A 23,039-nucleotide genomic window follows, 5' to 3' on the forward strand; every position below is an offset into this window, starting at 1 on the left:
GGCGTGTTTGACTTCCTTGCTGATCTCGGCGGATGCGGGCGACGTCGATGCGCCGTGCGCTTTGCCATCCTCCGACGCGGTGTTCTCCAGCGTCGTACGTTCGATGGCGCTCATGTGTCGTCGCGTTCGTAGTCGCTGTCGCTATCGACGTTTTGGTCCGCGCTGAATTCGGCGATCCAACGCGCGCCGTGCGCCACGACTTCGGCGAATCCCGTACTGACCAGGGACACCAATCCCGGCACGCGCATGGGCCCGACGCCCAGCGTGCCCAACGCAAACCCTGCGCCGGCGGCCGCGCCCACGGTCGTCAGTGGATGTCGGTAGCCGCGCTCCAATAATTGAGCGGCCGGCATGGCCAGTTCGTTGCGGTACGCCGCGACGCGTTCGCGTGCGACACGCACCTGTCGAAGTCGTTTAAACAAGCTCATGTCACGCCTCCCCCTTTGTCGGCGTCGATGTCCTGCTCGGCCTTCTGCACGGCGATTTGCATCATCGCATGCCATTCCTGGCGCGTCGCCGGCAGACTCATCCAATGCATGCAGCGCCGGAACAGCAAAATTGCGCCGAGCAGTGCCAAGACTTCCAACACCGCGAGTCCGACGAAAGCCAGGATCCAGGAGTGGAACCACTTGGCCAGCAGCAGCCCGATTAAGCCCAGTACGGTGAGCCCAAGCCCGACACCGGCGATGGTGGCGGCCAAGCCAGCCGCCAGGATCCACGACACGGCGCTGCGCGCCAGCCCGAGCTCGGCGGCCAGTAACTGCAGTTGCGCGCCGAACAGGCTGCGCACCGAGCGCGCCAAACGTGCGAACTCGTCGATCAGCCCGCTCGATGCCGGCTCGCCGGTTGGGTCCGGCGGCGGCCCCGCTGCGTCGTTATCGTGCACGGAATCGTGCATGGACGGCCCCCGTGCTCGGAAATGCGCCGGTCAAGCTCAGCGACGCAGAATGCGGCCGAGCAACCAGCCGGCGCCCAGGGCGATCGCCACCGCCTGCACGGGTTTTTCGCGCACGTATTCGCGCACTTCTTCCAACCATTCGTCGGCGCGATCGCGGGCTTGATCGTACGCGACACGGCCACGTTCGGTGGCATCGGCGACCTTGTCGGTCGCACGGCCGGCGGCGTTGGCAGCTTTGTCGGTGGCCTGGTGCACGCGTTCTTCCACGCGATCCGCGGCGCGGTCGAATTTTTCCTTACTGCTGGCGACGGCATCGGACGTCGCCTGCTTGATGCGCTCGGCGCCGCTATCGATGCGGTCGTGCGCGCGGTTCTCGTGCGTCTGGACTTCTTTGTTCATGACGTTCTCCCGTTGCAAGGTCTTCACTCTAACGGTTTGCCGCGGCGTTGGCGGTACTTTCCCTTGTGCTGTTCAGCTAGAGCGCCGGAAAAATGCGATGGCGGCCAGTATCAAAAACAGCACGAACAATACTTTGGCGATCCATGCGGCGGTACCCGCTATGCCGGTAAAACCCAGGAGCGCGGCGATGACGGCGATGACCAAAAATACCAAGGCGTAGTGCAACATGGCCGCGCTCCTTCGGACTGGGGCGCTTGTCTGCGCCCCTTTTCCATGTGCCATACACCGCGCTGCGCCAACGTGAAGATCGGCGTTGCGGCGTGCGTCGCGCATCTCACTATTGAGATGTCACGATCGCTATGTCATCTCGTCCGCGCGACGTTCACGCCGGCACATTGGGATTGAGACTGTAGGTGCCGACGATTTCGGCGTCATCCAGCACATGTCCGGCCATCGCGGCGCGCAGTTCAGCCAGGGAAAATCCTTCGTCCAAAGAAAGGCTGGGCGTATCCAGCGCATGGATGCGGAAGTGATAGTGATGCACGAGCGAATCGTTCCACGGCGGACACGGGCCGTCGTAGCCCAGATACGTGCCGCCCATCTGCAGATCGCCCGCGAACCAGTCGGTGTAGCTGTTGACGCCTTGCACGCTGCCGGGTGGCCCGAACGGTTCTTGCTTGCCGCCAGGCGTGATTTCGTCGCTGCACGCGGCCTCACCCAGTTCGCCGCATTCGGCGGGAATGTTCGCCATCAGCCAATGCACGAATTCCACGCGCGGCAGGTCGGCGGGCACGGTGCGGCCTTCTTTGTTCACATCGTCCGGCTTGCTGGGTACATCGGTATCGATGCACGTGAGCACGAACGAACGCGTCCCAGCAGGTGCGCCTTTCCATGCCAGATGCGGACTGCGGTTATCCGACAGCATCACGGGCTGACCGGGCGCGCCGAATGCCAGTTGCGGCGGGATCGGCTTGCCGTTTTCAAAATTGTCGCTGCGAAGTTGCATGAAGGTCGCCTTGGCTGTGCGGACGGAAAGCATTCAACGTGGGGACACGCCGGAATCCGCGCAAGCCTGCGCGCATCGCAGCATGGCCGTACAGCTTACCGCGACCGCGATGATCCGGTCGTGACAGCGGCGGCCATGCTGCGCGCCCGTCGATGGAATGGCGACCGATCAGCCCGTCGTCTTGCCAGCGCCTTTGGGCGTGCTCGCCTGATCGACCATGCGCCGCACGTCCACCCACGGCGTGGGCCCCTGATGCATCGCATAGACCGTGTCGACATCCAGATGCTCGCGCGCGACGGCTTGCATCACTTCGTACATCAGATCCGGATCGTAGAGCGTGTTGTCGGCGTTCATCGCCAGCGTATCGCTCGCATACAGCAATTTGCGCGCCGGAAAGTAGACCATGTACTGACGCTCGGTCGATGCGCCGCGCAGCGGATACAACACCACACGGTTGTCGCCTTTGCCGATCTCCACGCGATCGCCCACGGTGATCCAATGCGGCGCCTTGGGATGCGTTTGCAGATCGTCCGGCTGCAGTCGATGCGGCGCGTCGACGAGGCGATTCAACAGCGGCTTGTTGAGATCGAGCACGTAGACCGGAACATTTTCGGCGACGGCCTGCCGCACGCCCGCCATATGCGGCCAGGAATCGGATGTACTGAGCACGCCTTTGATCGGCGCGCCCGGATATTCGCTGCGCACTTTCGCCAGAATGCCGTGGACATAGCTGTCGGATATCGGCGCTTCGATCACCAGCACGCCATCGTCCTGTTTGATCAGCGTGGTATTCCATGCGCCCTGGTAAAGCTCCACGCCCGGCGCCAGCTCAACGCGCTGTTTGTCGCTGAAAAGGCGATGCCATCCCTTCGATTGCGCGCTCTTCGCGGCGGTGGCGGCGTCCATCGCAAAGGATTTCTCGTCGATGGCGGCATTGAAACTTGGATCGAGTATTTGCGCGGAGGCGTACCACATGCCGTTGCGCCAATCGACGCGGTTGGTCGGGTAGATCACGCCCTGTTCGACATGCCAATTGTCCAGGTAGACGCGTTGCTGCACATCGCCCCACGCATACCAAAAATCCTTGAAGGTGCGCGTGCGCTCCCACGCATCCGGCAAATGGTTGTCGGCGTTAAGCAGCACTTTGATCGGTACGCCTTGCCAGGTGAACGCAATCACGCTGTGTGGCGTGGCGCGCAGCCATTGCGACGGTTCGTAATGCAGATCGCCCGCGGCGGCGGCATTCAACAGCAAGCGCTCAGGACCAAGCGCCAAGGTATCGTTGACGTCGTCAAGATCGGCGAGCGAACAGGGCGAATCGCCTTGTTTGGTGTGATAGACACCGCCTTGTGGCGTCGCGACAAGAGTGACGTCGATATCGGCCGTATGCGCGTCCGCTTCGGGCCACGTCATATGCGCATCGCGCAGCACGCGTTGCTTATCGAAATCGACGGTGACTTTGTCGCGCTCGTACGCGGTGATAAAGGGTTGCTGCCGATACGATTGCTCCGACAACACCGTGTGACCGATCACTTCATAGCTTGCGCTGTGTATGCCGGCGAGACGTTGCCGTCCACCCATCGCGTCGACGGCTTGATCGACGCACGCTTTCGCATCGATGCCCTCGCAACCGGGGTGGGATGAACTTTTCACGATGTCGCCGTCCTGAGGGACATCGGCGGCGAATGCGGAAGGAGTGAGCGCCAACGCGATCAGCGCGGCGAGGGTCAAGCGACGTTCCATTTCGGCTTCCCGGCAGCGCCCCGTCTCTTTCATCGTGGGGCAGTGGCGCGCAAGTTACGCGGATGCACAGAGGCATCCACCTGCGGAAAGTCACGTCGTTCGGGGTGTCTCTTGGCAGGGTTCGCGTGCGTGCATCGCGCCGCACATTACGCCACCGGCGATTGACCGGCGGCGATCGCGTTGAAGCGGGCAGCGATGTAGTCGTCGCAAAAGCTGGTCATGTCCCAGCCGCGAATAAAGCCGCAATGGCCACCGTGATCGGCGATGTCCAATTCGATATTGGGCGGCAATTCCAGTTTTTCGAAGGCGTCGACAGGGATCACCGGATCGTCGCGCGCCGTCAGAATGGTGGCCGGAATCTGCAAACTTTCCAGCGTGCGGCCCGCGACGGAATAGCCGTCCAAATATGCTTCCAGCGAACCGAAATCGGTGTGGCGCAACACCAGCGCTTCGGTGAGTCCGCGCAGATCCTGTTTCAGTTCCTGCAATTCGAAATATTGAACATTCGGAAACGCCGCCTGTTTCGCACGCAGCGAACGGCGCCATTTATTCATGAAGTACGCCTGATAAAACCACGGCGCGGATTCTTCCAGCGAAAACAAACCTTCGCTCGGATCGATAATGGGACACACCGCCAACGCATAGCTCAGCACGATGCCTTTGGAAGGCGCCTGCAGCGCTACGCGCAAGGCGAAATTTCCACCCAGCGAAAATCCCGCCAGCGCGATCGTCGGCGACGGCCAACGTTTCGCGATATCGCCGACCGCGTTCACCACTTCATCGATGCGACAGGAATGGAACAGCGCTTCGTTGAGTCCGTGGCTCTCGCCGTGATCGCGAAAGTTGAGACGAAAAATATCCCACCCGTCTTCCAGCAGGCGGCTGCCAGTCTGCAACACGTAGGTGGAATCGACGCTGCCTTCCCAACCGTGAAACAGCACGGCCAGTCCGCGCGAGGTCGGTTGCGTTTTCTGTCGCGTGATGGAGCCGGTGAGGCGTACGCCGTTGCCGCCATCCACCATCACCGATTCCGCCCCTTCCAGCACGCGATAAGCGCGGCGCGGCAGCAAACGGCGGCGCACACCGCTGGACGAAAGCATGGTTTGGATATGTCCGCTGGTCAGCGGCCAGTGCGGATGGAAATCGCGTCCTTGCGGTAGGGTCATGCAGGCCGATCCTCGAGCGCGGCCGCGATGCGCTCGCGCGCCAGCTCGGCCATGCGACGACGACCATCCGAACTGATTTGCACCGGTTCGAGAAAATGCACTTCGGCATCCATCGTCGGGCCGCCGAGCATGCGCAGAAAGTTCTGCATAAAGTTTTCGTGCGAACGGAAGCCGGCGTCGATCTGGCGACGACCGTCGCGCACAAAGCGCAACGCGACCGGTTGCACAGGTACTTCCGCGTCCACTGCCGCTTGGAAAATGCGCGCGTGGAACACTTTCAGCACACCGTTGTGCCCGGTGCCGCCTTCGGGAAATACCGCGACGGAGCGACCTTCGCGCATGCGCTCTACCATCACCTGCATCACCGCCGCAAGCGAATGATTGCTGCCGCGGCGATGGAAAATAGTGCCACCGCTCGACGCCAGCCAGCCCACCAGCGGCCAACCCGCGATTTCTGCTTTGGCGACGAAACACGCGGCGCGCTGACTGTGCAGCAGTTCGATATCGATCCACGAGGTGTGATTGGCGACAAACAACACGGCGTCGGGCATCGGCTGACCGACGCGCACGGAACGCAAACCGAAGATGCGCATCAATCCGGTGGACCACGCGCGGATCATGCGGTGCGTAAACGGTTCGCGGCCGTTCTTCATCACCGCGTGGCGATTCCACGTGAGGATGCCTCCGCACAGAAAGATGCCAAGCACGATATGCACGAGCAGCAGCGGCACGCGCCACACATAACGCAGTGGGCGCAGCAGGTCGCGGTCCGGGGTAGAAACGGCGTCGGTACTCATCAGCGAGTTAGTTTAGCGTTAATCGGCCGCGAGTTAAGCAGTACGCGCGCGCACTGACGATGCAACGTTTAAATCGCGGCGTCGATCAAGCGGCGTGCGGCGATGCCGAGCATGCGCGCGGGGCCGCCTTCACCGAAGGTTTGGCCCGATACGTAGCTGCCTTCGATCAACAGCAACAAGCTGTCCGCCAGATCGTCGGGTTCGCGCGCGCCCATGTCGCGGCACATCGCGCGCAATCGTTCGCGCAGGGCTTGCTTGCTTTCGACCGCGACCTGATGCGCGGGATGTTCGCGTTCGGGATATTCGATCACCGCGTTGGTCAAACCGCAGCCGCGGTAACCCTCGCTGCTGGCGCGCACCGCGAGGTAGTCCAGATAGGCCAACAATTGCGCTTTGGGATCGCCCGGATGATCGGCGCCGGGCGCTTCGAAACGTTGGCAGAAACGCTGATCGTAATCGCGCAGATACGCAGCAATCAGTTCGTCCTTCGATTCGAAGGCGCGATACAGGCTGGGCTTGGTGACGCCGGCGCGCGTGACGATCTCTTCCACGCCGATCGCGCGGATGCCTTCGCGGTAGAACAAGTCGAAGGCGGTGTCGCGAATGCGGTCGGCCGCGCGGCGCGGCGTTTCGGATTCGGGCTGGGATGGCGGTTTAGAACGCATGGACATAACGGACCGGTTGACAATGTTACCGATCGGTACGTACTCTGCACATCCGTCCCGTACCGATCGGTAACATGACTATACAACGTCGCCGGCCTTTCGGCCAAAACTATGCTTTCGTGGTGGTCGCCGTGGTCTTTCTGGCGCTGCTGGCCTCGGCCGGCATGCGCGCCACGCCCGGCGTGCTGATGCTGCCGCTGGGGCAGGCGTTTGGCTGGAGCCGGGACGATATTTCGTTCGCGGCGGCGGTCGGCATTCTGCTGTACGGCCTGATGGGGCCATTCGCGGCGGCGCTGATGCAGCGATTCGGCATCCGGCGCGTGCTGATCATCGCCCTCGCGGTGATGGCGTTGGCCGCGGCGTCGAGCGCGCTGATGACGCGTCCGTGGCATCTGCTGCTGACCTGGGGCGTGTTTTCGGGAGCCGGAACCGGCTGTGTTGCGGTGGTTCTTGGTGCAACGGTAGTCGGCCGCTGGTTCAGTAAGCATCGCGGGCTGATGATGGGTTTGCTTACCGCGAGCACGGCGACTGGCACGCTGATCTTTCTACCTGGTCTGGCCGCTATTGCCGAATACGCGGGTTGGAAGCCTGTGGTGCTGACGATCGCCGCCGTGTGTGCGGTGCTGGTGCCGCTGGTGGTGTGGCTGATGCCGGAGAGCCCGGCGCAGATCGGTCTGACGCGTTATGGCGCGACGTCGCACGAACCCATCAATGTCAAGGTCTCATCGGAAAACTTGTTCGCCTTGACGCTTGGCACCTTGCGTCGCGCGAGCAAGCGCGGCGTGTTCTGGTTGTTGTTCGCGACGTTCTTTGTGTGCGGATTCACCACCAATGGTTTGATCGGCACACATTTCATCGCGATGTGCGGCGATCACGGCATTCCGGAAGTACGCGCGGCAAGCGTGCTGGCGATGATGGGTTTGTGCGATCTGATCGGCACCACGGTGTCGGGTTGGCTGACCGATCGCTTCGATCCGCGCAAATTGCTGTTCGTGTATTACGGGCTGCGCGGATTGTCGTTGATGTATCTGCCCTACTCCGATTTTTCGCTGTACAGCCTGTCGTTGTTCGGCGTCTTCTACGGATTGGATTGGATCGCCACGGTACCGCCGACGTTGCGTCTTACTACTGATGCATTCGGCGAACGCGATGCGCCGGTGGTGTTCGGTTGGGTCGTTGCAGGTCATCAAATTGGCGCCGCCACTGCTGCATTTATGGCGGGCGTGTTGCGCGTGCAGTTGGGCAGCTATCTCACGCCGTTCGTGATTGCCGGCGCAACAGGCGTGGTAGCCGCTTTCCTCGCGCTGCGCATTCAGCGCCGCGATGCATCGCTGCCTCGCGGCACGCTCGCCAACGAAAGCGCGTGATTCAACGTTCGAGCTGCGTCAGCGGCAACGCAGCCGAACGCTTCACCGTGCGCAGCACGAAGCTGGAATTCACGTCGGCGACGCCGGACGCGTTGAGCAAACGATCCAGCAGAAAGCGCGAGAAGTGCTGCAGATCGGCGACATAGACATGCATCAAGTAATCCATGTCGCCGGTCAGCGCGTAACACGCCACGACCTCATCCCAACCACTGACACGCTCGACGAAGCGCTCGATCACGTCGCCCTCGTGCCGGGTCAGCTGCACACGCACGAACGCTTGTAGGCCTAAACCGACGGCCTCCGGATCCACTTGCGCGCTGTAGCCCTTCAATACGCCCTCGCTTTCCAGGCGCTGCAGGCGACGCAGGCAGGCTGAGGGGGACAGATTTACCCGTTCGGCCAGTTCGGTATTGGTGACGCGCCCTTCAGCCTGTAGGACGGCGAGCATGCGCAAGTCGGTGCGATCGAGTTCCATTACTGCAATATTGTTCTGTAATTGGCGGCCTAGGCGATGGAATATTGCACTTTTGCCTGCAAAGTCAACAATAAAACAACCATTTTGCGTCGTCTGAGACCTATGATTTTGCTTACCGACCGGTAGGAATCCCTCCTAGACGCCACGGAGCAGCCATGGAAAACACCACCCCCCGCCGCGTTGAACATCAACAGACCGATCGCGGTTACGTGCCGGTGTACGCCACGGGCGTGGTGGAGCAGCCCTGGGCGAACTACTCCCGTACCGATCACGAGGTGTGGGACACGCTGTTCAAGCGTCAGCGCGAATTGCTGCCCGGACGCGCCTGCAAAGAATTTCTCGCTGGCGTGGAACGCTTCGGCTTGGGCGACGGCGGCATCCCGAAATTCAGCGACCTCAACAAGGTGCTGGGTGAAACGACGGGCTGGGAATTGGTGGCAGTCGAAGGGCTGCTGCCGGACGAGGTGTTTTTCGATCACCTCGCAAACCGTCGCTTCCCGGTGAGCTGGTGGATTCGCAAACCGGAACAGCTCGACTACCTGAGCGAGCCGGATCTCTTCCACGATCTGTTCGGCCACGTGCCGTTGCTGCTCAATCCGATCTTTGCCGATTACATGCAAGCCTACGGCCGCGGCGGCATGAAAGCGTTCCGCATTGGGCCGGAAGCGCTGATGAACCTCACGCGCTTGTACTGGTACACAGTGGAATTCGGACTCATCAACACCGACGAAGGCATGCGCATCTATGGCGCGGGGATCGTCAGTTCGAAGGGCGAATCGATCTACTGCCTGGATTCCGCGGCGCCTAATCGCATCGGCTTCGGCCTGGAGCGCGTGATGAATACGCGCTACCGCATCGACACGTATCAGCAAACCTATTTCGTGATCGACAGCTTCGAGCAGCTGTTCGACGCGACGCGCCCGGACTTCACGCCGATCTATGCCGAGCTAAAACAACACACCGCGCACGCCGCTGCCGATGTGCTCGACAGCGATCGCGTGTTTACGCGCGGTACGCGCGAAGGTTTCGCCAAGGACGCGGATACCTGACTTTCAGCGCGCGTGCGCATCCACCCACGGTTTGATGATGCCGATCCAGAGCTCATAACCCGTGCGGTTCATGTGCAAGCCGTCCTGGATAAACCATTTCGGTTGCGGCTGACCGTCCGCACCGAGCATCGGTGTATACACATCCAGATACGCGACGTTCTTTTGCGTCGCCGCGTAGCTGCGCACTAAATCATTTGCTTGCTTGATCTTCGGTAGCAGCGCCTTGCGCGCCATGCTGGGCTTGATCGCGACGAAGGCGACCGGCACGCCGGGATCTTCCGCGCGTACTTTCTGCACAAAGGCGACAAAGTCGTCGCGCACTTGTTGCGGGCTATGGCCGTCCCACAAATCGTTGTCGCCGGCATACAGAACGATCGCGCGCGGGCGATAGGGCGCCACGATGCGATCGGCGAAATAGGTGGAATCGCTCAGCTCCGAACCGCCGAAACCGCGATTGATCACTTTCACTTCCGGAAAGTCCGCCGCGACCGATTTCCAGTGCTCAATCGACGAACTGCCGATAAACAACACCGCGCCTTGCGGCGGCGGATTAGCGCGATCTGAAGTTTCGAATGCGGCGATGGCGGAATTCCAATACGCGTGATTCGTTTGAGCTGCGAAAACAAAACACGGCGCGAAGGCAAGCAACAGCGATAGCAAAATTTTCATGATGCTCCCGGGGCATGGCCCCTTGCTGACAAGCGGAGGAGAAGTAACGGCGACGCGAATGATCGTCATGCAACGATCGTGGGTGCATCCGATCATAGTCCCGTTGCGCGTATCGTGTGGACTAGCGCTATCCGCGCTTTACTTCGTTGACTTCGAACACGCGCGCGATGCGCTTGCCGTCCCATCGATAAGTAAGATGTTGCGTCTGGATGCACGGCGCAACCACGTCGGGATAAAACGCGGCCAGACATTCGCCGCCGCGATGACGCACGCTGTCGTACACGATGCCGTTGGAACCTTCTTCACGCAACGTGCGCGCAAGTTTGACGCTCGCGACATAGCTGTCGGCATCGTGCGCGTCCGGCCACGCGCCGCGAATATCGTGCAGTTTGCAATCGATGCTAGTGCGATAGCAGCGCATTTCTAAATCGCATGCCGGTTCGGACGTGGCCGCGAGAAACCGTTCGCGGTGATACACCGTTTCTTCCACGGCGGTGATCACGCTGCGCGCGGCGTAAAACACGCCCCACTTGCCGTCGGAAAAGCGACTGCCTTCCGGATTGAGATGCGTGAAAGCCGCCATCACCGGCGTCGAACCGGGACCGCTGATGCGACGGTCTTTCGGCACGAGCCGCAAGGTGTCGGCTTCGTCGCGCAGACGCGGATTGGTCAAGGCTTCGATGGCGAAGATCGCATCCAGATCGGCCGGATCGGCAATGCGATCGAACAATCCCGCCGGCGGAAAACGACTCGGCACGATGCGGTAAGCGTGCGACCAGCGAATGCGGCGAAGAGGGGGCGTATCGATAGGCATGGCGTATTCCGCGGCGCATTACCGCATCGTTTTGTTCTTCCCTGTTCGATTCGAATACTGCCGTAGCGGCTTCTCGCCGACTGCGACGGGGGTCTTACCAACCGCGCTGCGCATCCAGATACTGCCGCACCACGTACAGATCGCTCACGTTGCCCGACAGCATGCGCTCCAGCGCGGACTGTCCGCCGAACAACGTCGCCTGATTGAGTTTATGCAACCACGTATCGGCCTGGTCCGCGTTGGGAAACAGAATCTGCAACGCCTTGTAGATGCCCAATAGATAGCTGATGCGTTCCAGCGTATCGCGTCCCAGCACGCTATCCTGCTGACGCTTCCATTTGTAGAACGTGGATTCCGGCGGATCGCCCAGCAACTTCCGCTGCTCGGCGATGCGCAGATTCCAGCGGTCGGCCAGATTGAAAAACGCGCGCAGGGCAGGGCCGCTGAGTTCGTCGGCCGGCAGAGTTTGGGGCAACGCATGGGCGGTCATAGGCGACTCTCCCAATAGAGTTTGATGGCATATTACTCTATAGGTGAAGTTTTCGCCAATGACCGGGCTTCCTCCCTCTCCCCTCCGGGGAGAGGGCCGGGGTGAGGGGCCAAGGCTGGCCTCAGATTTCAACAAAGCGCCGCTTCGAACCAGCTGTCCCGCAAGATTCGCCCCTCACCCTAACCCTCTCCCCAAAGGGGAGAGGGAACTAGTGCACGCCGTAATCCGGCTCCGGCCCGCCCGCATCGATAAACCGCTGAATCCGCTGCTCCAGTACCGGCAACGGCACGGAACCGGTCGACAACACTGTGTCGTGAAACGCGCGGATATCGAACTTCGGCCCCAGCGCTTTCTCCGCCTTGGCGCGCAGCTCCAATAACTTCAGATATCCCAGCTCGTACGACAGCGCCTGTCCCGGCCAGCTGATATAGCGATCCACTTCGTTGGCGATTTCGCGATCGGAAAGCGCCGTGTTTTCCGTCATGAAATCGATCGCCTGCTGGCGCGTCCAACCCAAATGATGGATGCCGGTATCGACCACCAATCGACACGCGCGCCACATTTGGTAAGTGAGGTAACCAAAGCGCTGATACGGCGTCTTGTAGATACCCATCTCGTTGCCGAGGTATTCGGAATACAAACCCCAGCCTTCGCCATACGCGGAGATGTACCCGTTGCGACGAAACGCGGGCTGGTCGTGTTCTTCTTCCGCCAGTTCCAGTTGCAAGGCATGGCCGGGATACGACTCATGCAGAGTCAACGCCGGCATGTTGTAGAGCGGGCGCGAGGGCAGGTCGTAGGTGTTGACGAGATAGACGTCCGGACCGCCACGGCCTGACGTGTAATACGGCGCGATATCGTCCGGCACCGGCTGGATGGTGAAGCGTTCACGCGGAAGATGGCCGAAGAACTTGCCGACCTTGCCGTCCACTTCCTTGGCGACCCACGCCGTTTTATCGAGCAGCTCGTCCGGCGTTTTGGCGTAGAACTGCGGATCGGTGCGCAGGAAATGCAGGAAATCCGCAAAGCTGCCTTTGAAGTCGGTTTGCTGCATAACCTGCAACATTTGCGCGTGAATCTTTTCGACCTGCGTCAACCCGATCGTGTGAATGGTGTCGGCGTCGAGATCCAGCGTGGTGTATTCGCGGATTTGCTGGCGGTAATAGTCTTTGCCGTCGGGCAAAGCTTCCGCCGCTAACGTGCTGCGCGCCTGCGGCACGTACTCGTTGCGGAAGAACGTAAGCAGCTTGCCGTAGGCGGGAATCACGTCGCCGCTGATTTTCGCGCGCGCATCGGCTTGAATGGCGGCGGCCGTGACCGCCGGAATGCTCGACGGCATATGCTGCAGCGGCGCGTAGAACGCCGTCTGCGTCGGGTCTTTCGCATCGGCGACCGATGCGATGGAAACATCGCGCCCGCTCAACACCGCACGCGGCACGCTGAAACCGCGCTTCAGCCCGGCGCGCATATTGGCGATTTCCTGATCGAAATACGCAGGCACCTGACCCAGACGATCCACGTAACGGCGATAGTCGGTTTCGGTGCGCAGTCCATCGCCGCCGAGATCGTCGTACAACTCGCTCCAAAAGGCCGAGTCGCTGTTGAACGGCATCTGCCACTGCATGAAAGTCTGATCAGCGATGAAGTTGTGGATTTGTTCGCGATAGACCGCGTAGTTCACCTGCTCGGCAGGCGATAGCTGTTTGGCGTCGATGGCGTCGAGCTGGCTCATCACTTTCTGCCAGTAATCCAGGCGCGCCTGCTGCCGTTTCGCATCGACCTGATCGAGACGGCCGTTATTCGGCTGCGATTCGCCCGATGCGCTGACGCCCGCCTGCCCGGTGCGCCACGCCCATTCCTTTTCGTAGATCTGCTTGAAGCGCGCGTCTGCATTTTGCTGCGCGAAAGCCGGCGCGGTCAGCAGCAAGCCTGCCGCCACGCACGCGATACGTGTTGCGTGTTTCACTCTGTGTGATTCCCCGTGGTGGACGGCGCGTTCTTCGATGCCGACACCGCATCTTCCACGCTCCAGTTGTTGAGTGCCTGTGGCGAAAGCTGGGGCAGGGCGGCGCGCAGCAGCAGCGTGCGCGTTTCGTCCCGCAGGCGCGCCACGTGCAGGCCTATGTTGCGCGCTTGCAGCCATAGCGAAAAATCGCTGAGCGATTCGAGCGCCGTGCTATCCAGGTCGGACGAGGCCTCTAGGCTAAGAATCACCTGCTTCAAATCGTGCCGTTGTTCGACCTGCGCGCGTGCCAGCGTCATCACCGATTCCGCATTGGCGAAAAACAGCGGCTCTTCCGGGCGAAGAATCAGAATGCCCGGTGGTTGCACAGCATTCGGATGCTGCGCGATGTCGACGAAATCGTGACCGTCGGCAAGACGGCCGAGCACGCTCAAACGCGTGGAAGCGAGCTGACGCAACAATAAGATCAGGCTAAACGCGATGGCGACCAACAAACCGTTCAAAATGCCCAGCGACAACACCGCCACCACCGCGGCGAGCGCGAGCAGGCGGTCACGTTTCCATTGCAAATACGGCCGAAATACCGATACGCGCCACGACTTGCTCACCGCGTGAATCACGATGGCCGCCAGCACCGTCAACGGAATGCGTTCGATCCAACGCAACAACAACAGCACCATCAGCAGCACGGTTGCCGCTGCCACCAAACCCGACAGACGCGATTGCGCGCCGGCCGCTTCGTTGGCGGACGTGCCCGAATAACCAGCGCCGACCGGCATGCCCTGACACAAACCGCTCAAGATGTTCGCGACGCCAAGCACGAGCAAATCGCGATTCGGCGACACGGTATCGTTGTGTTTCAGCGCGAAACCGCGAATCGAGCTATACGATTCGGCGTACAGAATCAACAGCAACGCCGCGCCCATTTCCACGCTCGGCAGCCACTGGCCGCTTGCCGGCCACGCAGGCATGCCGATGGCCATCTGCAGATGAATCGTGCCCGTTAACGGCACGCCATGCGCCGCCAACCAATCGGAAGCGGCCACGCCAAGCGCGATTACCAGCAAACTGCCCGGCAAGCGACGCACGCGCTCGCACGCATACAGCAACAATAGTGCAAGCAAGCCCGCGCCAAGCGTGATCGCCTGCACCTGCCCGGATGTGCGCACGAGATCGAAGAGCAGCAACGGCACGAAATCGCCATGCAGATCGGGCCAGCCGCCCAAATGCGGAAGCTGCTTGAGCGCAATGACGACCGCCAAGCCGAATGTGTAACCGCGCAACACAGGACGCGCGATGAGATGCGACAACCCGCCCAGGCGCGCCGCGCCGGCAATCAGAAAACAGAAGCCGCCCAACAACACCAGCGTCGCCGCCACCGCCGCGCGGCTTACCGAACCACCCGCCAGCAACAACGTTCCTGCGGCCAAAACCGCCGCAGAAGACGATGTCGACGACACGATGGCGAAGCGGCTGGTGCCCAACAGTCCGTAGCAAACCAGACCGATTAACAGCGCCACCACGCCGGCCTGCGGCGGCATGCCCGCGATGCCCGAATACGCAACGGCCTCCGGCAGCAGCAATCCTGCAATCGCCAAACCTGCCAGCACATCGACGATGCGTGTCGACGAAGCGGCCGTGTCGTTCATTGGATTTGCCCGCTCCAACCCGGCAGATATGCCGTCTCGTGCGAATGGGCGAGCATCAATGCATCCTGCAATTGTTTGACCGTGACGCGCTCACCCTTGAGCTTCATGCGGCGACGATAGAACTCCGCCCACAGAAATTCCGAATAGGGCGTGGCGTCTTTGGAATAGCCGCCGGCCATGCGCACACGCGCCGCCAGCGTGCGATAGGGATCGTCAGCCAAGCCGTTCAAACTGCGCGGAATCGAATCGTACGTCTGCCGCTGGCCGTGTTCGTCGTACGGATGCGCCCAGCGGTTGAACTCCATCGTGCGCCAGAAGGTGTCCGGCTCCAGCCACGAAAAATCGCGCTGAATCATCACCGGGACATCCTTCACGCCTTCTTCGAGCAAGGCCAGACCGAGGTGATGATGATCGACGATAAACACTTGCTGCTTGGGTCCCAGCACGCCGGGAAACCAATGCGCAGCCAGGAGCTCTTTGCGCTTTTTCTTGCCGAGTTTTTCCCAATCGGCACGCTTTTCCGCGACTTCTGCCTTGCCCACCGTCATTTGCGTGGGACGCAGCTTGCTCGGCGCAATCGACAACAGAGGATGACGCACGCCTGACGACATGACCTTACTCCTGCGGTAGCCCTGGTTTACGGAGCGTAACGGAAGAGGCGATGAGGGGCGAGATTGCGGGGTTATTCGAGTCCGGAGTAATAACCGCGCATGGCTTGCAGATACGACGCCAGATCGCGATTGGGCGCGCTGGTGAATATCTCGCCCGATTCCTCCAGGCGTTCGATGCGATCGGGCCGGAAATTGCGGAAATCCTGCCGCAAACGACACCAGGTGCCCAAGGTCCACTTGCCGCCCCAGAACGCCAAGCACAAGGGTTCCACTTCGCGTTCGCTGGTATGTCCCACTTCGTCGCGATAGAACAAGCGCAACACGTTTTGCGCTTCGATGGCGCCGTGCAGTTGATCAATACGCGCCGCGAATGCGGTGGATTCTTCGTCTCGCCAGATCGGCGCGTAGATGCGCGTGCGCGACGAGCGCTCGCGCAGCTCCGGCGGCAACACCGCTTCGATCTTCACCAGCGCGGCTTGCGCGCCTGCCGCCAGTTTCTCGCCGGCAAACGCGCGCACAAAGCGCGTACCGACCACCAACGATTCGAGTTCCTCGGCGGTAAACATCAGCGGCGGAATATCCGAGCCCTTGCGCAGCACGTACCCCACGCCAGCTTCGCCTTCGATGGGTACGCCGGAAAGTTGGAGATCGGCCACGTCGCGATAGACCGTGCGCAACGATACGCCCAGCGTTTCCGCGAGCTGACGCGCCTGCAGCGCGGTACGTCGACCGCGCAGGGCGTTGATGATGAGAAAGAGGCGATCGGCACGACGCATCCGCGCATGATCGCCCAGCTTCGCCCGACAGGCCAGCCTCCGAAGTCATGCCTGGCTGTCGCAGTTCGCAAGACAGCCTTGTGCAAGTTCGATGTCCGCATGATGGTCGACCTGTCCGCCTACGTCATGCCGCGTGCTGCGCGACGAACTCGGCATCCCTGGCCGCGGCGCGTTGCATGGCCGGACGCGTAATGACGCGTTCGATATAGGCGCGAATCGTCGGCGTTTCGGGCACGAGATGAAACATGGTGGCCCAATGCAGCGCACCGCCCCACAACACGTCCACGGCGGTGAAACGCTCGCCGAGCATGTACGAACCGTTCGCGAGCTGTGTATGTAAGGTATTGAGCACATCGTCCCACGTGCCATAAGGCGACGTGGACGGCGGCGCGGGCGCGCGATTCAACGATTGATCGACCAGCGCCGGCTCGAACGACGAACCGTAGTAAACCATCCAGCGCAAATACGGGCCCCGCAACGGATCGTCGATTGCCGGTGCGAGTCCGACATCCGCGTACAGGTCGGCGAGATAGAGAAAAACCGCCGGTTGTTCGGTAATCAGCGCATCGCCGTGACGGATCGCCGGAACCTTGCCCATGGGGTTGATCGCGCGATACGCCGGCTGGCGTTGTTCGCCGCTTTTCAGGTTGACCAGACGCAACTCGTAATCCGCGCCGAGCTCTTCCAGCAACGCATGCGTGCCGCCGGAGCGGCTATTCGGCGCGTGATAAAAAATGACTTTCCGATTCATGTCGCTTAGCTCCCCGTGCGAATCAAAGGTGACGCGTTTCGACCGGCGCGTTCTGCCAGTTGTTGTTGCGTCCGTCGGAGAAATGCATCGGCGCATCGATCAATTCGCTCGGCTGCGCGTCGTCCAGGCAGTGCACGTTGACGAAGTAGAACTCGCCACCTAAGACATCCAGATTGCCTTTGCCGAACGGACGCACGCCGCAATGCTTACAGAACAAGTGATGCATGCTTTGGCTGCCGAATTGGTAATCGGAAAGATCGCCTTCGCCTTGGATCAGGCGAAACGCATCCGGTTTCACGATCACGCCCCACTGCCGCGCCTTGCTGCAAATCGAGCAATTGCAGCGTCCGGTACCCTGCGTGAGATCGATATCCGCTTCGATCTTTACCGCGCCGCAATGGCAACTGCCGTGATAGGTCTTTTGCATGGTCGATTCCTTGAATGAAAAGTGGGTTGGCCGAAAGCGCAGTGTTACGCGCCGCTGATGCCGCCGGAAGGTTCGTTCCGCGACCGTGCGTGTAGGCCTACAGCGGGCGTTTTTGTTACCAACGTGCGACGACGCTTCGGATCGAAGGCCGGCGTGACTTCAATCACTTTGGCCCCTTTCTCCGGCTTTTTTTCCGGCGTCGCGGGCAATCGATATTGACCGTCCATCAGCAAGCCGCGCAGATACATCGGCCGATACATCGTCAAAACGCGATCGATTAAGTTGCTCATCTCATTCATCCTCACGCAGCACGAACGGTTTCGAGCGGTTCGTTAGAGAACCACGGCGGCGGCACGGCATGTTTGAACAGGCGATACCAATGTTCCCGGTCGCTGCGGCTGTACAAATCCAGCGTATGAATGATTTCGCGCGCGAACTCGATGCTGCCCAGATGACTGGCGGTGATTACGCCACCGTCGCTGACGGCGAGCACGTTGGCGTCGTATTGCTCGTGTCCGGCGTAATTCGCCACTTCACGACCAACCTGTCCCGCCCAATTGCCGGTGTGGCGGCAACGGTCGAGCAGACCGGCGCGCGCTACCGCCATCACGCCTTCGTCGATAGCCGCCACCGGCGCGCCGGCACTGTGCACGCGGTGCGCCAACATGGCGATCTGTTCCGTTTGTGTCGCCAACCACACATGACCACCCGGCAAAATCAGCAAGGCGACGGCATCCAGATCAAGCTCATCCATCGCGATATCCGGCAGAACCTGCAGCCCGCTCATCGACATGACCGGTTCGCGCATGAAGCCGACGCTGCGGATTTCCCAGTCGCCGGGCCTGCGCACTTCCGCCAAAGCCAGGGCGACCTGCCAATCGGCAAATCCTTCGAAAACCAGCACATAAACCGTGTCGCGCATGATCGTTCCTCCTTTTCGATGATGAGAGCTTGCGCGCCTGCTACTGCCAGCGTGTTGTCAGCAGTAGCCTCGGCGGCCGTTCAGACGGACGACTGGCTTACGTAAGGCGGAGCCGGGACAATGGGAGTCCCTTTGCCAGCAGATTTGTCATGAAGCCCATTTCGCTGATCCAGTTTCTGATCGAAGAACGACGCGCAGGCCGCATCAACGCAGAGCTTTCCTTGCTGATCGAAGTGGTCGCGCGCGCGTGCAAGCGCATTGCGGTGGCCACCAATAAAGGCGCCATCGGCGGCGTACTGGGCGAAGCCGGTACCGGTAACATTCAAGGCGAAGCGCAAAAGAAGCTGGATGTGATCTCCAACGAAATCCTGCTCGAAGCCAACGCGTGGGGCGGTCAGCTCGCCGCGTGCGCGTCGGAGGAAATGGAAGATCCGCAGCCGATTCCGGACATGTATCCGAAGGGCAATCACCTGCTGTTGTTCGATCCGCTGGACGGCAGCTCCAACATCGACGTGAATATTTCCGTCGGCACCATCTTCTCCGTGTTGCGTTGTCCGGATGGCGTCACCGAAGCCAGGGCCGAACACTTTCTGCAACCGGGCACTACGCAGCTCGCCGCGGGTTACGTCGTGTACGGACCCGCCACGGTGTTCGTGCTGACCTTCGGCCACGGCACGCACGAATTCACACTCGATCGCGAAGTGGGCAGCTTCACGCTCAGCCGCCGCGACATTCGCATTCCTGAAGAAACCGGCGAATTCGCCATCAACATGTCCAACCAACGCCACTGGGAACCACCCATGCAGCGCTATATCGGCGAACTGCTCGCCGGCCAGGAAGGCCCGCGCGGCCGGGACTTCAATATGCGCTGGGTCGCCTCGATGGTGGCCGACGTCCACCGCATCATCACCCGCGGCGGCGTGTTCTTCTATCCGCTGGATGCAAAGATCAAAAGCAAAGGCGGCAAGCTGCGCCTGATGTACGAAGCCAATCCGATGGCCTTCATCATCGAACAAGCCGGCGGCGCGGCGACGACGGGTCGCGAGCGTATTCTCGATGTGCAGCCGTCAGGCTTGCATCAACGCGTGCCGGTGTTTCTTGGTTCGAAGAAGGAAATCGAGGTGGCGACGCATTACCACCTTCAAGCGGATAGTGCGCAGAGCTAACGCGTGATTCGGCGGGAAGCGCAACTGCGCTTCTCGCTTTTTATCTCAACCGCATTATTGCGAGCGCGCTCCGTATGGTTGCTGTCGCATCCACTTCGTAACGATCCATTTCTCCCCACGCGTCACCGGCGAGCCGCCGTGCAGGGTGAGTTTGTCGATTTGATTCTGGCTGTTGGTGTATTCGAAATAGACGGCCGAACCTTTTTTCGGGATCACTTCCAAACCGATTTCGGGGAAGATGGTGGTGCCGCCTTCTTCCACGTCGTTCAAGTACATCACCATGGTGGAGACGCGTTGGCCGCCGATGGTCATTTGCACCTGGCTGCCGGGGTCTTCTGGCGGGAAGTAGTCGAAGTGCGGTTTGTATTCGCCGCCGATTCCGTAATGCAGTATCTGCAGGCCTTCGCCGTGGTCGACGGGCCAGTTCATCACTTCGGCAATGCGTCGATCCAGACGCGCGATAAAGGGATCGGCGTTGAGCGCGAAGAAGGTGCCTTCGCTGCTGCGGTCGGCGATCACTTCGTGTTTGCCGGTCAGCGGATCGACGGTGGTGGAGCGATGCATTTTGTCCATCGAGCGGCGGATCAGTTCGTCGCACTCTTCGATGCTTAGCACGCCGTCGAGCACGGCGATCATGGGACGCTCGACACGGGTGACGATGCGCACGTCGCGATCAAAGGTACGTATGAGATTGCCGGAATGCATCCGCGGCTTTTCGTACACGTAGCCCGTGTCCGGTTTGGTATGCGTTTGAATTTGCGGTTGCGCGGGCGACGCGAAGGGACCGCTCATGATGCCGTTGACGGCGGCGCGTGCGAAAACGGGATCGAAGTGGTTGCGCACCATATCGTCGATCAACTGCTGCGGTGCGCATCCGCGCGTCAGGTTTTCCTGAATCCAGTTATGCCATTCCGGCGACAGTTGCGTAATCGCGTTCATCGCAGACTCCTGACATCCATAGCGCTGTCGGTTCGTTCGCTCATTCACGCCGCCGATACTGGCAGCGCTGCGTAAAGGCGATTGTGAACCTGTTTGTGGCTTGGCGGGAGGGCAGGCTTAAGCGGCTGTCAGGGGACCACGACTCGTCATGCTGTAGGCCTTGACGAGCTCCTCCTCCCCGAGGGGAGGAGGAAACGCAGCGTCAGGCTAGGCCGTGACTGCGAAGCATGGCGTCCGGCTCCGGCTTGCGCCCGCGGAAGGCGACAAAGCTTTCGAGCGCCGGGCGGCTTGCGCCTACGGCCAGGATTTCGCGACGGAAACGATCGCCCGTCGCCGCATCGATCACGCTTTGGCCTTTGCCCGCGTGTTCTTCGAACGCACCGAACGCATCGGCGCTCAGCAATTCCGCCCACAAATAACTGTAGTAACCCGCTGCGTAGCCGCCCGCGAAGATATGCGTGAACGCATTGGGAAACCGCTGCCAAGCGGGCGGATGCAGCACGGCCACTTCGCGGCGCGCTTCTTCCAAGACTTCCAGCGTGCGCGCGCCTTTGGCCGGATCGAATTGCAGGTGCAAAAGGAAATCGAACAAACCGAATTCAAGTTGGCGCACGAGGAACAAGCCAGCGTGAAAATGCCGCGCGGCCAGCATGCGTTCGAACAGTTCGTCGGGCAGGCGCTGGCCCGTTTCCCAATGCTTGGCGAAAAGATCCAAGGCTTCGCGATTCCAGCCGAAGTTCTCCATAAACTGGCTGGGCAATTCCACCGCATCCCATTCCACGCCATCGATGCCGCCCACGGACGGCAGCGGCACTTCCGTCAACAGGTGATGGAATCCGTGCCCGAATTCGTGGAACAGCGTCAGCACGTCGTCGTGCGTAAGCAGTGCGGGACGTCCTTCGGTCGGCGGCGCGAAATTGCACGTGAGAAATGCCACCGGCAATTGCAGATGCAGGCCGTCGTCGAAGCGTGCGCGGCAAACATCCATCCACGCACCACCGCGCTTGCCGCTGCGCGCGTACAGATCGATATATGCGCCCGCGAAGATGTGCCCATCGGCATTCACCACATCGTAATAACGAACATCCTGATGCCACACATCCACGCCGTCGCGCGGCTTCAAGGTGATGCCGTAAAGACGATGTACCAGACCGAACAAACCGTCGATCACGGCTGGCAGCGGAAAGTAGGGCTTGAGTTGTTCTTCATCCAGCGCGTACTGCTTTTGTCGCAGTTTTTCCGCTGCGTACGCGACATCCCACGATTCGAGATTGTCGAGTTTCAATTCGCTGGATGCGAAATCGCGCAACGTGGCCAGTTCCTTTTGCGCGACCGGTTTCGCGCGCGCGGCCAAATCGCGGAGGAACGTCAGCACTTCATCGGTTTTACCGGCCATCTTCGTCGCCAGCGATTCTTCCGCCGCGTTGGCGAAGCCGAGCAATTGTGCCGCTTCATGACGCAAGGCGATGATTTTTTCGATGCGTGCCGTATTGTCGAACTTGCCCGCATCCGGCCCTTGATCGGATGCGCGCGTTTGATAAGCCCAGTACACGCGTTCGCGCAAACCGCGGTTGTCCGCGTACGTCATCACCGCTTGCACGCTGGGTTGCTTGAGCGTGACCAGATAGCCGTCGAATTTCTGATCCTTGGCGTATTGGCGCAGCACGGCGCGACCCGATTCGGGAATGCCGGCAAGATCGCGTTCGTCGGTGATGTGTTCGTGCCATGCGTCGGTGGCGTCCAGCACGGCGTTGGAAAATTCCGTGGAAAGCTTGCTCAGCTCCACGCCGATATCGCGGAAGCGCGAACGCGCAGGTTCTTCCAGCGCCACGCCAGAGAGTTTGAAATCGCGCAGCGCATGTTCCACCAGCGCGCGCTGAGCACGGGACAGCTTGGCGAAATCCGGCGCATCGGCGACGGCTTGCACAGCCGCGTAAAGCTCGCGGTTCTGCCCCACTTCGATCGAGTAATCGGTGAGCTTTTCTTCGGCCGGACCGTAGACCTTGCGCAACGCTTCGCTGTCGGCCACCGAATGCAGATGCGACACCGGCGACCAGGCGTGCGAAATGCGCTGCTCAAAGCGCTCTTGCGGCAGCATCACGGCGTTGAAGTCGCGCGGTGCCCCCGGCGCGGTCAGTTCTGCGATGCCGGCACGCCCTTCGGCCAAGAGTTCGTCAACGGCAGGCGAGACGTGATCGGGCTGGATCTGCGAGAAAGCGGGCAGCGGGGCGTCGGTCAAGAGGGGGTTGGCATCATTCATAAGTCACTCCTTTATTACCCGCAGCGTGCTGGCGGCA

Annotated in this window: 26 protein-coding genes; 3 read left to right on the top strand and 23 right to left on the bottom strand. The window is 60.8% G+C overall.

What is annotated here, in order from left to right:
* Positions 1–110: 110 nt before the first annotated feature.
* The 9 genes from L0U79_RS02010 to L0U79_RS02050 form a co-directional block, all read right to left on the bottom strand.
* Entirely contained in the window at positions 111–428 is a 318-nt protein-coding gene (locus L0U79_RS02010; RefSeq protein WP_233840219.1) for a hypothetical protein, read from the bottom strand.
* Positions 425–898, bottom strand: coding sequence for an ABC transporter ATP-binding protein (locus L0U79_RS02015; protein ID WP_233840220.1), 474 nt, complete (start codon positions 896–898; stop codon positions 425–427). Before L0U79_RS02015 ends, L0U79_RS02010 begins: the two co-directional genes overlap by 4 nt.
* Positions 899–934: 36 nt before the next feature.
* Positions 935–1,297, bottom strand: a complete 363-nt coding sequence (locus L0U79_RS02020; protein WP_233840221.1) for a hypothetical protein — start codon at positions 1,295–1,297, stop codon at positions 935–937.
* A gap of 72 nt (positions 1,298–1,369) precedes the next feature.
* The gene (locus L0U79_RS02025) at positions 1,370–1,525 is read right to left on the bottom strand and encodes a DUF1328 domain-containing protein (RefSeq protein ID WP_233840222.1); all 156 of its coding nucleotides are present in this window, start codon (positions 1,523–1,525) and stop codon (positions 1,370–1,372) included.
* Positions 1,526–1,679: 154 nt separating this feature from the next.
* Positions 1,680–2,303, bottom strand: coding sequence for a YbhB/YbcL family Raf kinase inhibitor-like protein (locus L0U79_RS02030; RefSeq protein ID WP_233840223.1), 624 nt, complete (start codon positions 2,301–2,303; stop codon positions 1,680–1,682).
* Between the two features lie 168 nt (positions 2,304–2,471).
* Positions 2,472–4,046, bottom strand: coding sequence for an MBL fold metallo-hydrolase (locus L0U79_RS02035; protein ID WP_233840224.1), 1,575 nt, complete (start codon positions 4,044–4,046; stop codon positions 2,472–2,474).
* A gap of 146 nt (positions 4,047–4,192) precedes the next feature.
* On the bottom strand, positions 4,193–5,212 hold the full coding sequence (locus L0U79_RS02040) for an alpha/beta fold hydrolase (protein WP_233840225.1): 1,020 nt from the start codon (positions 5,210–5,212) through the stop codon (positions 4,193–4,195).
* Positions 5,209–6,009: a lysophospholipid acyltransferase family protein gene (locus L0U79_RS02045; protein WP_233840226.1), complete on the bottom strand. Its 801-nt coding sequence runs from the start codon at positions 6,007–6,009 to the stop codon at positions 5,209–5,211. The genes L0U79_RS02040 and L0U79_RS02045 overlap by 4 nt, the downstream gene beginning before the upstream one ends.
* Before the next feature lie 68 nt (positions 6,010–6,077).
* A complete protein-coding gene (locus L0U79_RS02050) occupies positions 6,078–6,680 on the bottom strand; it encodes a TetR/AcrR family transcriptional regulator (protein WP_233840227.1) in 603 nt (200 codons plus the stop codon).
* Between the two features lie 68 nt (positions 6,681–6,748).
* On the opposite strand from L0U79_RS02050, the gene L0U79_RS02055 reads away from it, so the two are divergent.
* Positions 6,749–8,041: an MFS transporter gene (locus L0U79_RS02055; protein WP_233840228.1), complete on the top strand. Its 1,293-nt coding sequence runs from the start codon at positions 6,749–6,751 to the stop codon at positions 8,039–8,041.
* A 1-nt stretch (position 8,042) separates the two neighbouring features.
* Here the strand turns inward: L0U79_RS02055 and L0U79_RS02060 are convergent, their stop codons facing one another.
* A complete protein-coding gene (locus L0U79_RS02060; protein WP_233840229.1) occupies positions 8,043–8,516 on the bottom strand; it encodes an Lrp/AsnC family transcriptional regulator in 474 nt (157 codons plus the stop codon).
* 155 nt (positions 8,517–8,671) lie between these two features.
* Here L0U79_RS02060 and phhA point away from each other — a divergent pair, with 155 nt between their 5' ends.
* A complete protein-coding gene (gene phhA / locus L0U79_RS02065; RefSeq protein WP_233840230.1) occupies positions 8,672–9,565 on the top strand; it encodes a phenylalanine 4-monooxygenase in 894 nt (297 codons plus the stop codon).
* Positions 9,566–9,568: 3 nt separating this feature from the next.
* On the opposite strand, the gene L0U79_RS02070 is transcribed toward phhA, so the two are convergent.
* From L0U79_RS02070 to L0U79_RS02120, 11 genes are all read right to left on the bottom strand, one after another.
* The gene (locus L0U79_RS02070; protein ID WP_233840231.1) at positions 9,569–10,234 is read right to left on the bottom strand and encodes an SGNH/GDSL hydrolase family protein; all 666 of its coding nucleotides are present in this window, start codon (positions 10,232–10,234) and stop codon (positions 9,569–9,571) included.
* 127 nt (positions 10,235–10,361) lie between these two features.
* Positions 10,362–11,048: an RES family NAD+ phosphorylase gene (locus L0U79_RS02075; protein ID WP_233840232.1), complete on the bottom strand. Its 687-nt coding sequence runs from the start codon at positions 11,046–11,048 to the stop codon at positions 10,362–10,364.
* Between the two features lie 94 nt (positions 11,049–11,142).
* Positions 11,143–11,538 carry an MbcA/ParS/Xre antitoxin family protein gene (locus L0U79_RS02080; protein ID WP_233840233.1) on the bottom strand — a complete coding sequence of 132 codons (396 nt, stop codon included), beginning with the start codon at positions 11,536–11,538 and terminating at the stop codon, positions 11,143–11,145.
* 208 nt (positions 11,539–11,746) lie between these two features.
* Positions 11,747–13,504, bottom strand: coding sequence for a DUF885 family protein (locus L0U79_RS02085; protein WP_233840234.1), 1,758 nt, complete (start codon positions 13,502–13,504; stop codon positions 11,747–11,749).
* Positions 13,501–15,150, bottom strand: coding sequence for a SulP family inorganic anion transporter (locus tag L0U79_RS02090; protein WP_233840235.1), 1,650 nt, complete (start codon positions 15,148–15,150; stop codon positions 13,501–13,503). The genes L0U79_RS02085 and L0U79_RS02090 overlap by 4 nt, the downstream gene beginning before the upstream one ends.
* Positions 15,147–15,761, bottom strand: a complete 615-nt coding sequence (locus L0U79_RS02095) for a ParB/Srx family N-terminal domain-containing protein (RefSeq protein WP_233840236.1) — start codon at positions 15,759–15,761, stop codon at positions 15,147–15,149. Before L0U79_RS02095 ends, L0U79_RS02090 begins: the two co-directional genes overlap by 4 nt.
* Before the next feature lie 71 nt (positions 15,762–15,832).
* Positions 15,833–16,537, bottom strand: coding sequence for a YafY family protein (locus L0U79_RS02100; protein WP_233840237.1), 705 nt, complete (start codon positions 16,535–16,537; stop codon positions 15,833–15,835).
* Positions 16,538–16,661: 124 nt separating this feature from the next.
* Positions 16,662–17,288 carry a glutathione S-transferase gene (locus L0U79_RS02105; protein ID WP_233840238.1) on the bottom strand — a complete coding sequence of 209 codons (627 nt, stop codon included), beginning with the start codon at positions 17,286–17,288 and terminating at the stop codon, positions 16,662–16,664.
* Between the two features lie 22 nt (positions 17,289–17,310).
* Positions 17,311–17,715, bottom strand: coding sequence for a GFA family protein (locus L0U79_RS02110; protein WP_233840239.1), 405 nt, complete (start codon positions 17,713–17,715; stop codon positions 17,311–17,313).
* A gap of 44 nt (positions 17,716–17,759) precedes the next feature.
* Positions 17,760–18,005 carry a hypothetical protein gene (locus tag L0U79_RS02115; RefSeq protein ID WP_233840240.1) on the bottom strand — a complete coding sequence of 82 codons (246 nt, stop codon included), beginning with the start codon at positions 18,003–18,005 and terminating at the stop codon, positions 17,760–17,762.
* An 11-nt stretch (positions 18,006–18,016) separates the two neighbouring features.
* Positions 18,017–18,637 (bottom strand): DJ-1/PfpI family protein, encoded by a 621-nt coding sequence (locus L0U79_RS02120; RefSeq protein ID WP_233840241.1) that lies wholly within the window; start codon positions 18,635–18,637, stop codon positions 18,017–18,019.
* 149 nt (positions 18,638–18,786) lie between these two features.
* Between L0U79_RS02120 and L0U79_RS02125 the strand changes: the two genes are divergently transcribed.
* On the top strand, positions 18,787–19,803 hold the full coding sequence (locus tag L0U79_RS02125; RefSeq protein ID WP_233840242.1) for a class 1 fructose-bisphosphatase: 1,017 nt from the start codon (positions 18,787–18,789) through the stop codon (positions 19,801–19,803).
* 54 nt (positions 19,804–19,857) lie between these two features.
* On the opposite strand, the gene L0U79_RS02130 is transcribed toward L0U79_RS02125, so the two are convergent.
* Both L0U79_RS02130 and L0U79_RS02135 read right to left on the bottom strand, forming a co-directional pair.
* Entirely contained in the window at positions 19,858–20,742 is an 885-nt protein-coding gene (locus L0U79_RS02130; RefSeq protein WP_233840243.1) for a 2OG-Fe(II) oxygenase, read from the bottom strand.
* 202 nt (positions 20,743–20,944) lie between these two features.
* Positions 20,945–23,002, bottom strand: a complete 2,058-nt coding sequence (locus L0U79_RS02135) for a M3 family metallopeptidase (RefSeq protein ID WP_233840244.1) — start codon at positions 23,000–23,002, stop codon at positions 20,945–20,947.
* Positions 23,003–23,039 lie beyond the last annotated feature (37 nt).

The sequence above is a fragment of the Dyella sp. 2HG41-7 genome (assembly GCF_021390675.1).
Lineage (GTDB): Bacteria > Pseudomonadota > Gammaproteobacteria > Xanthomonadales > Rhodanobacteraceae > Dyella_B.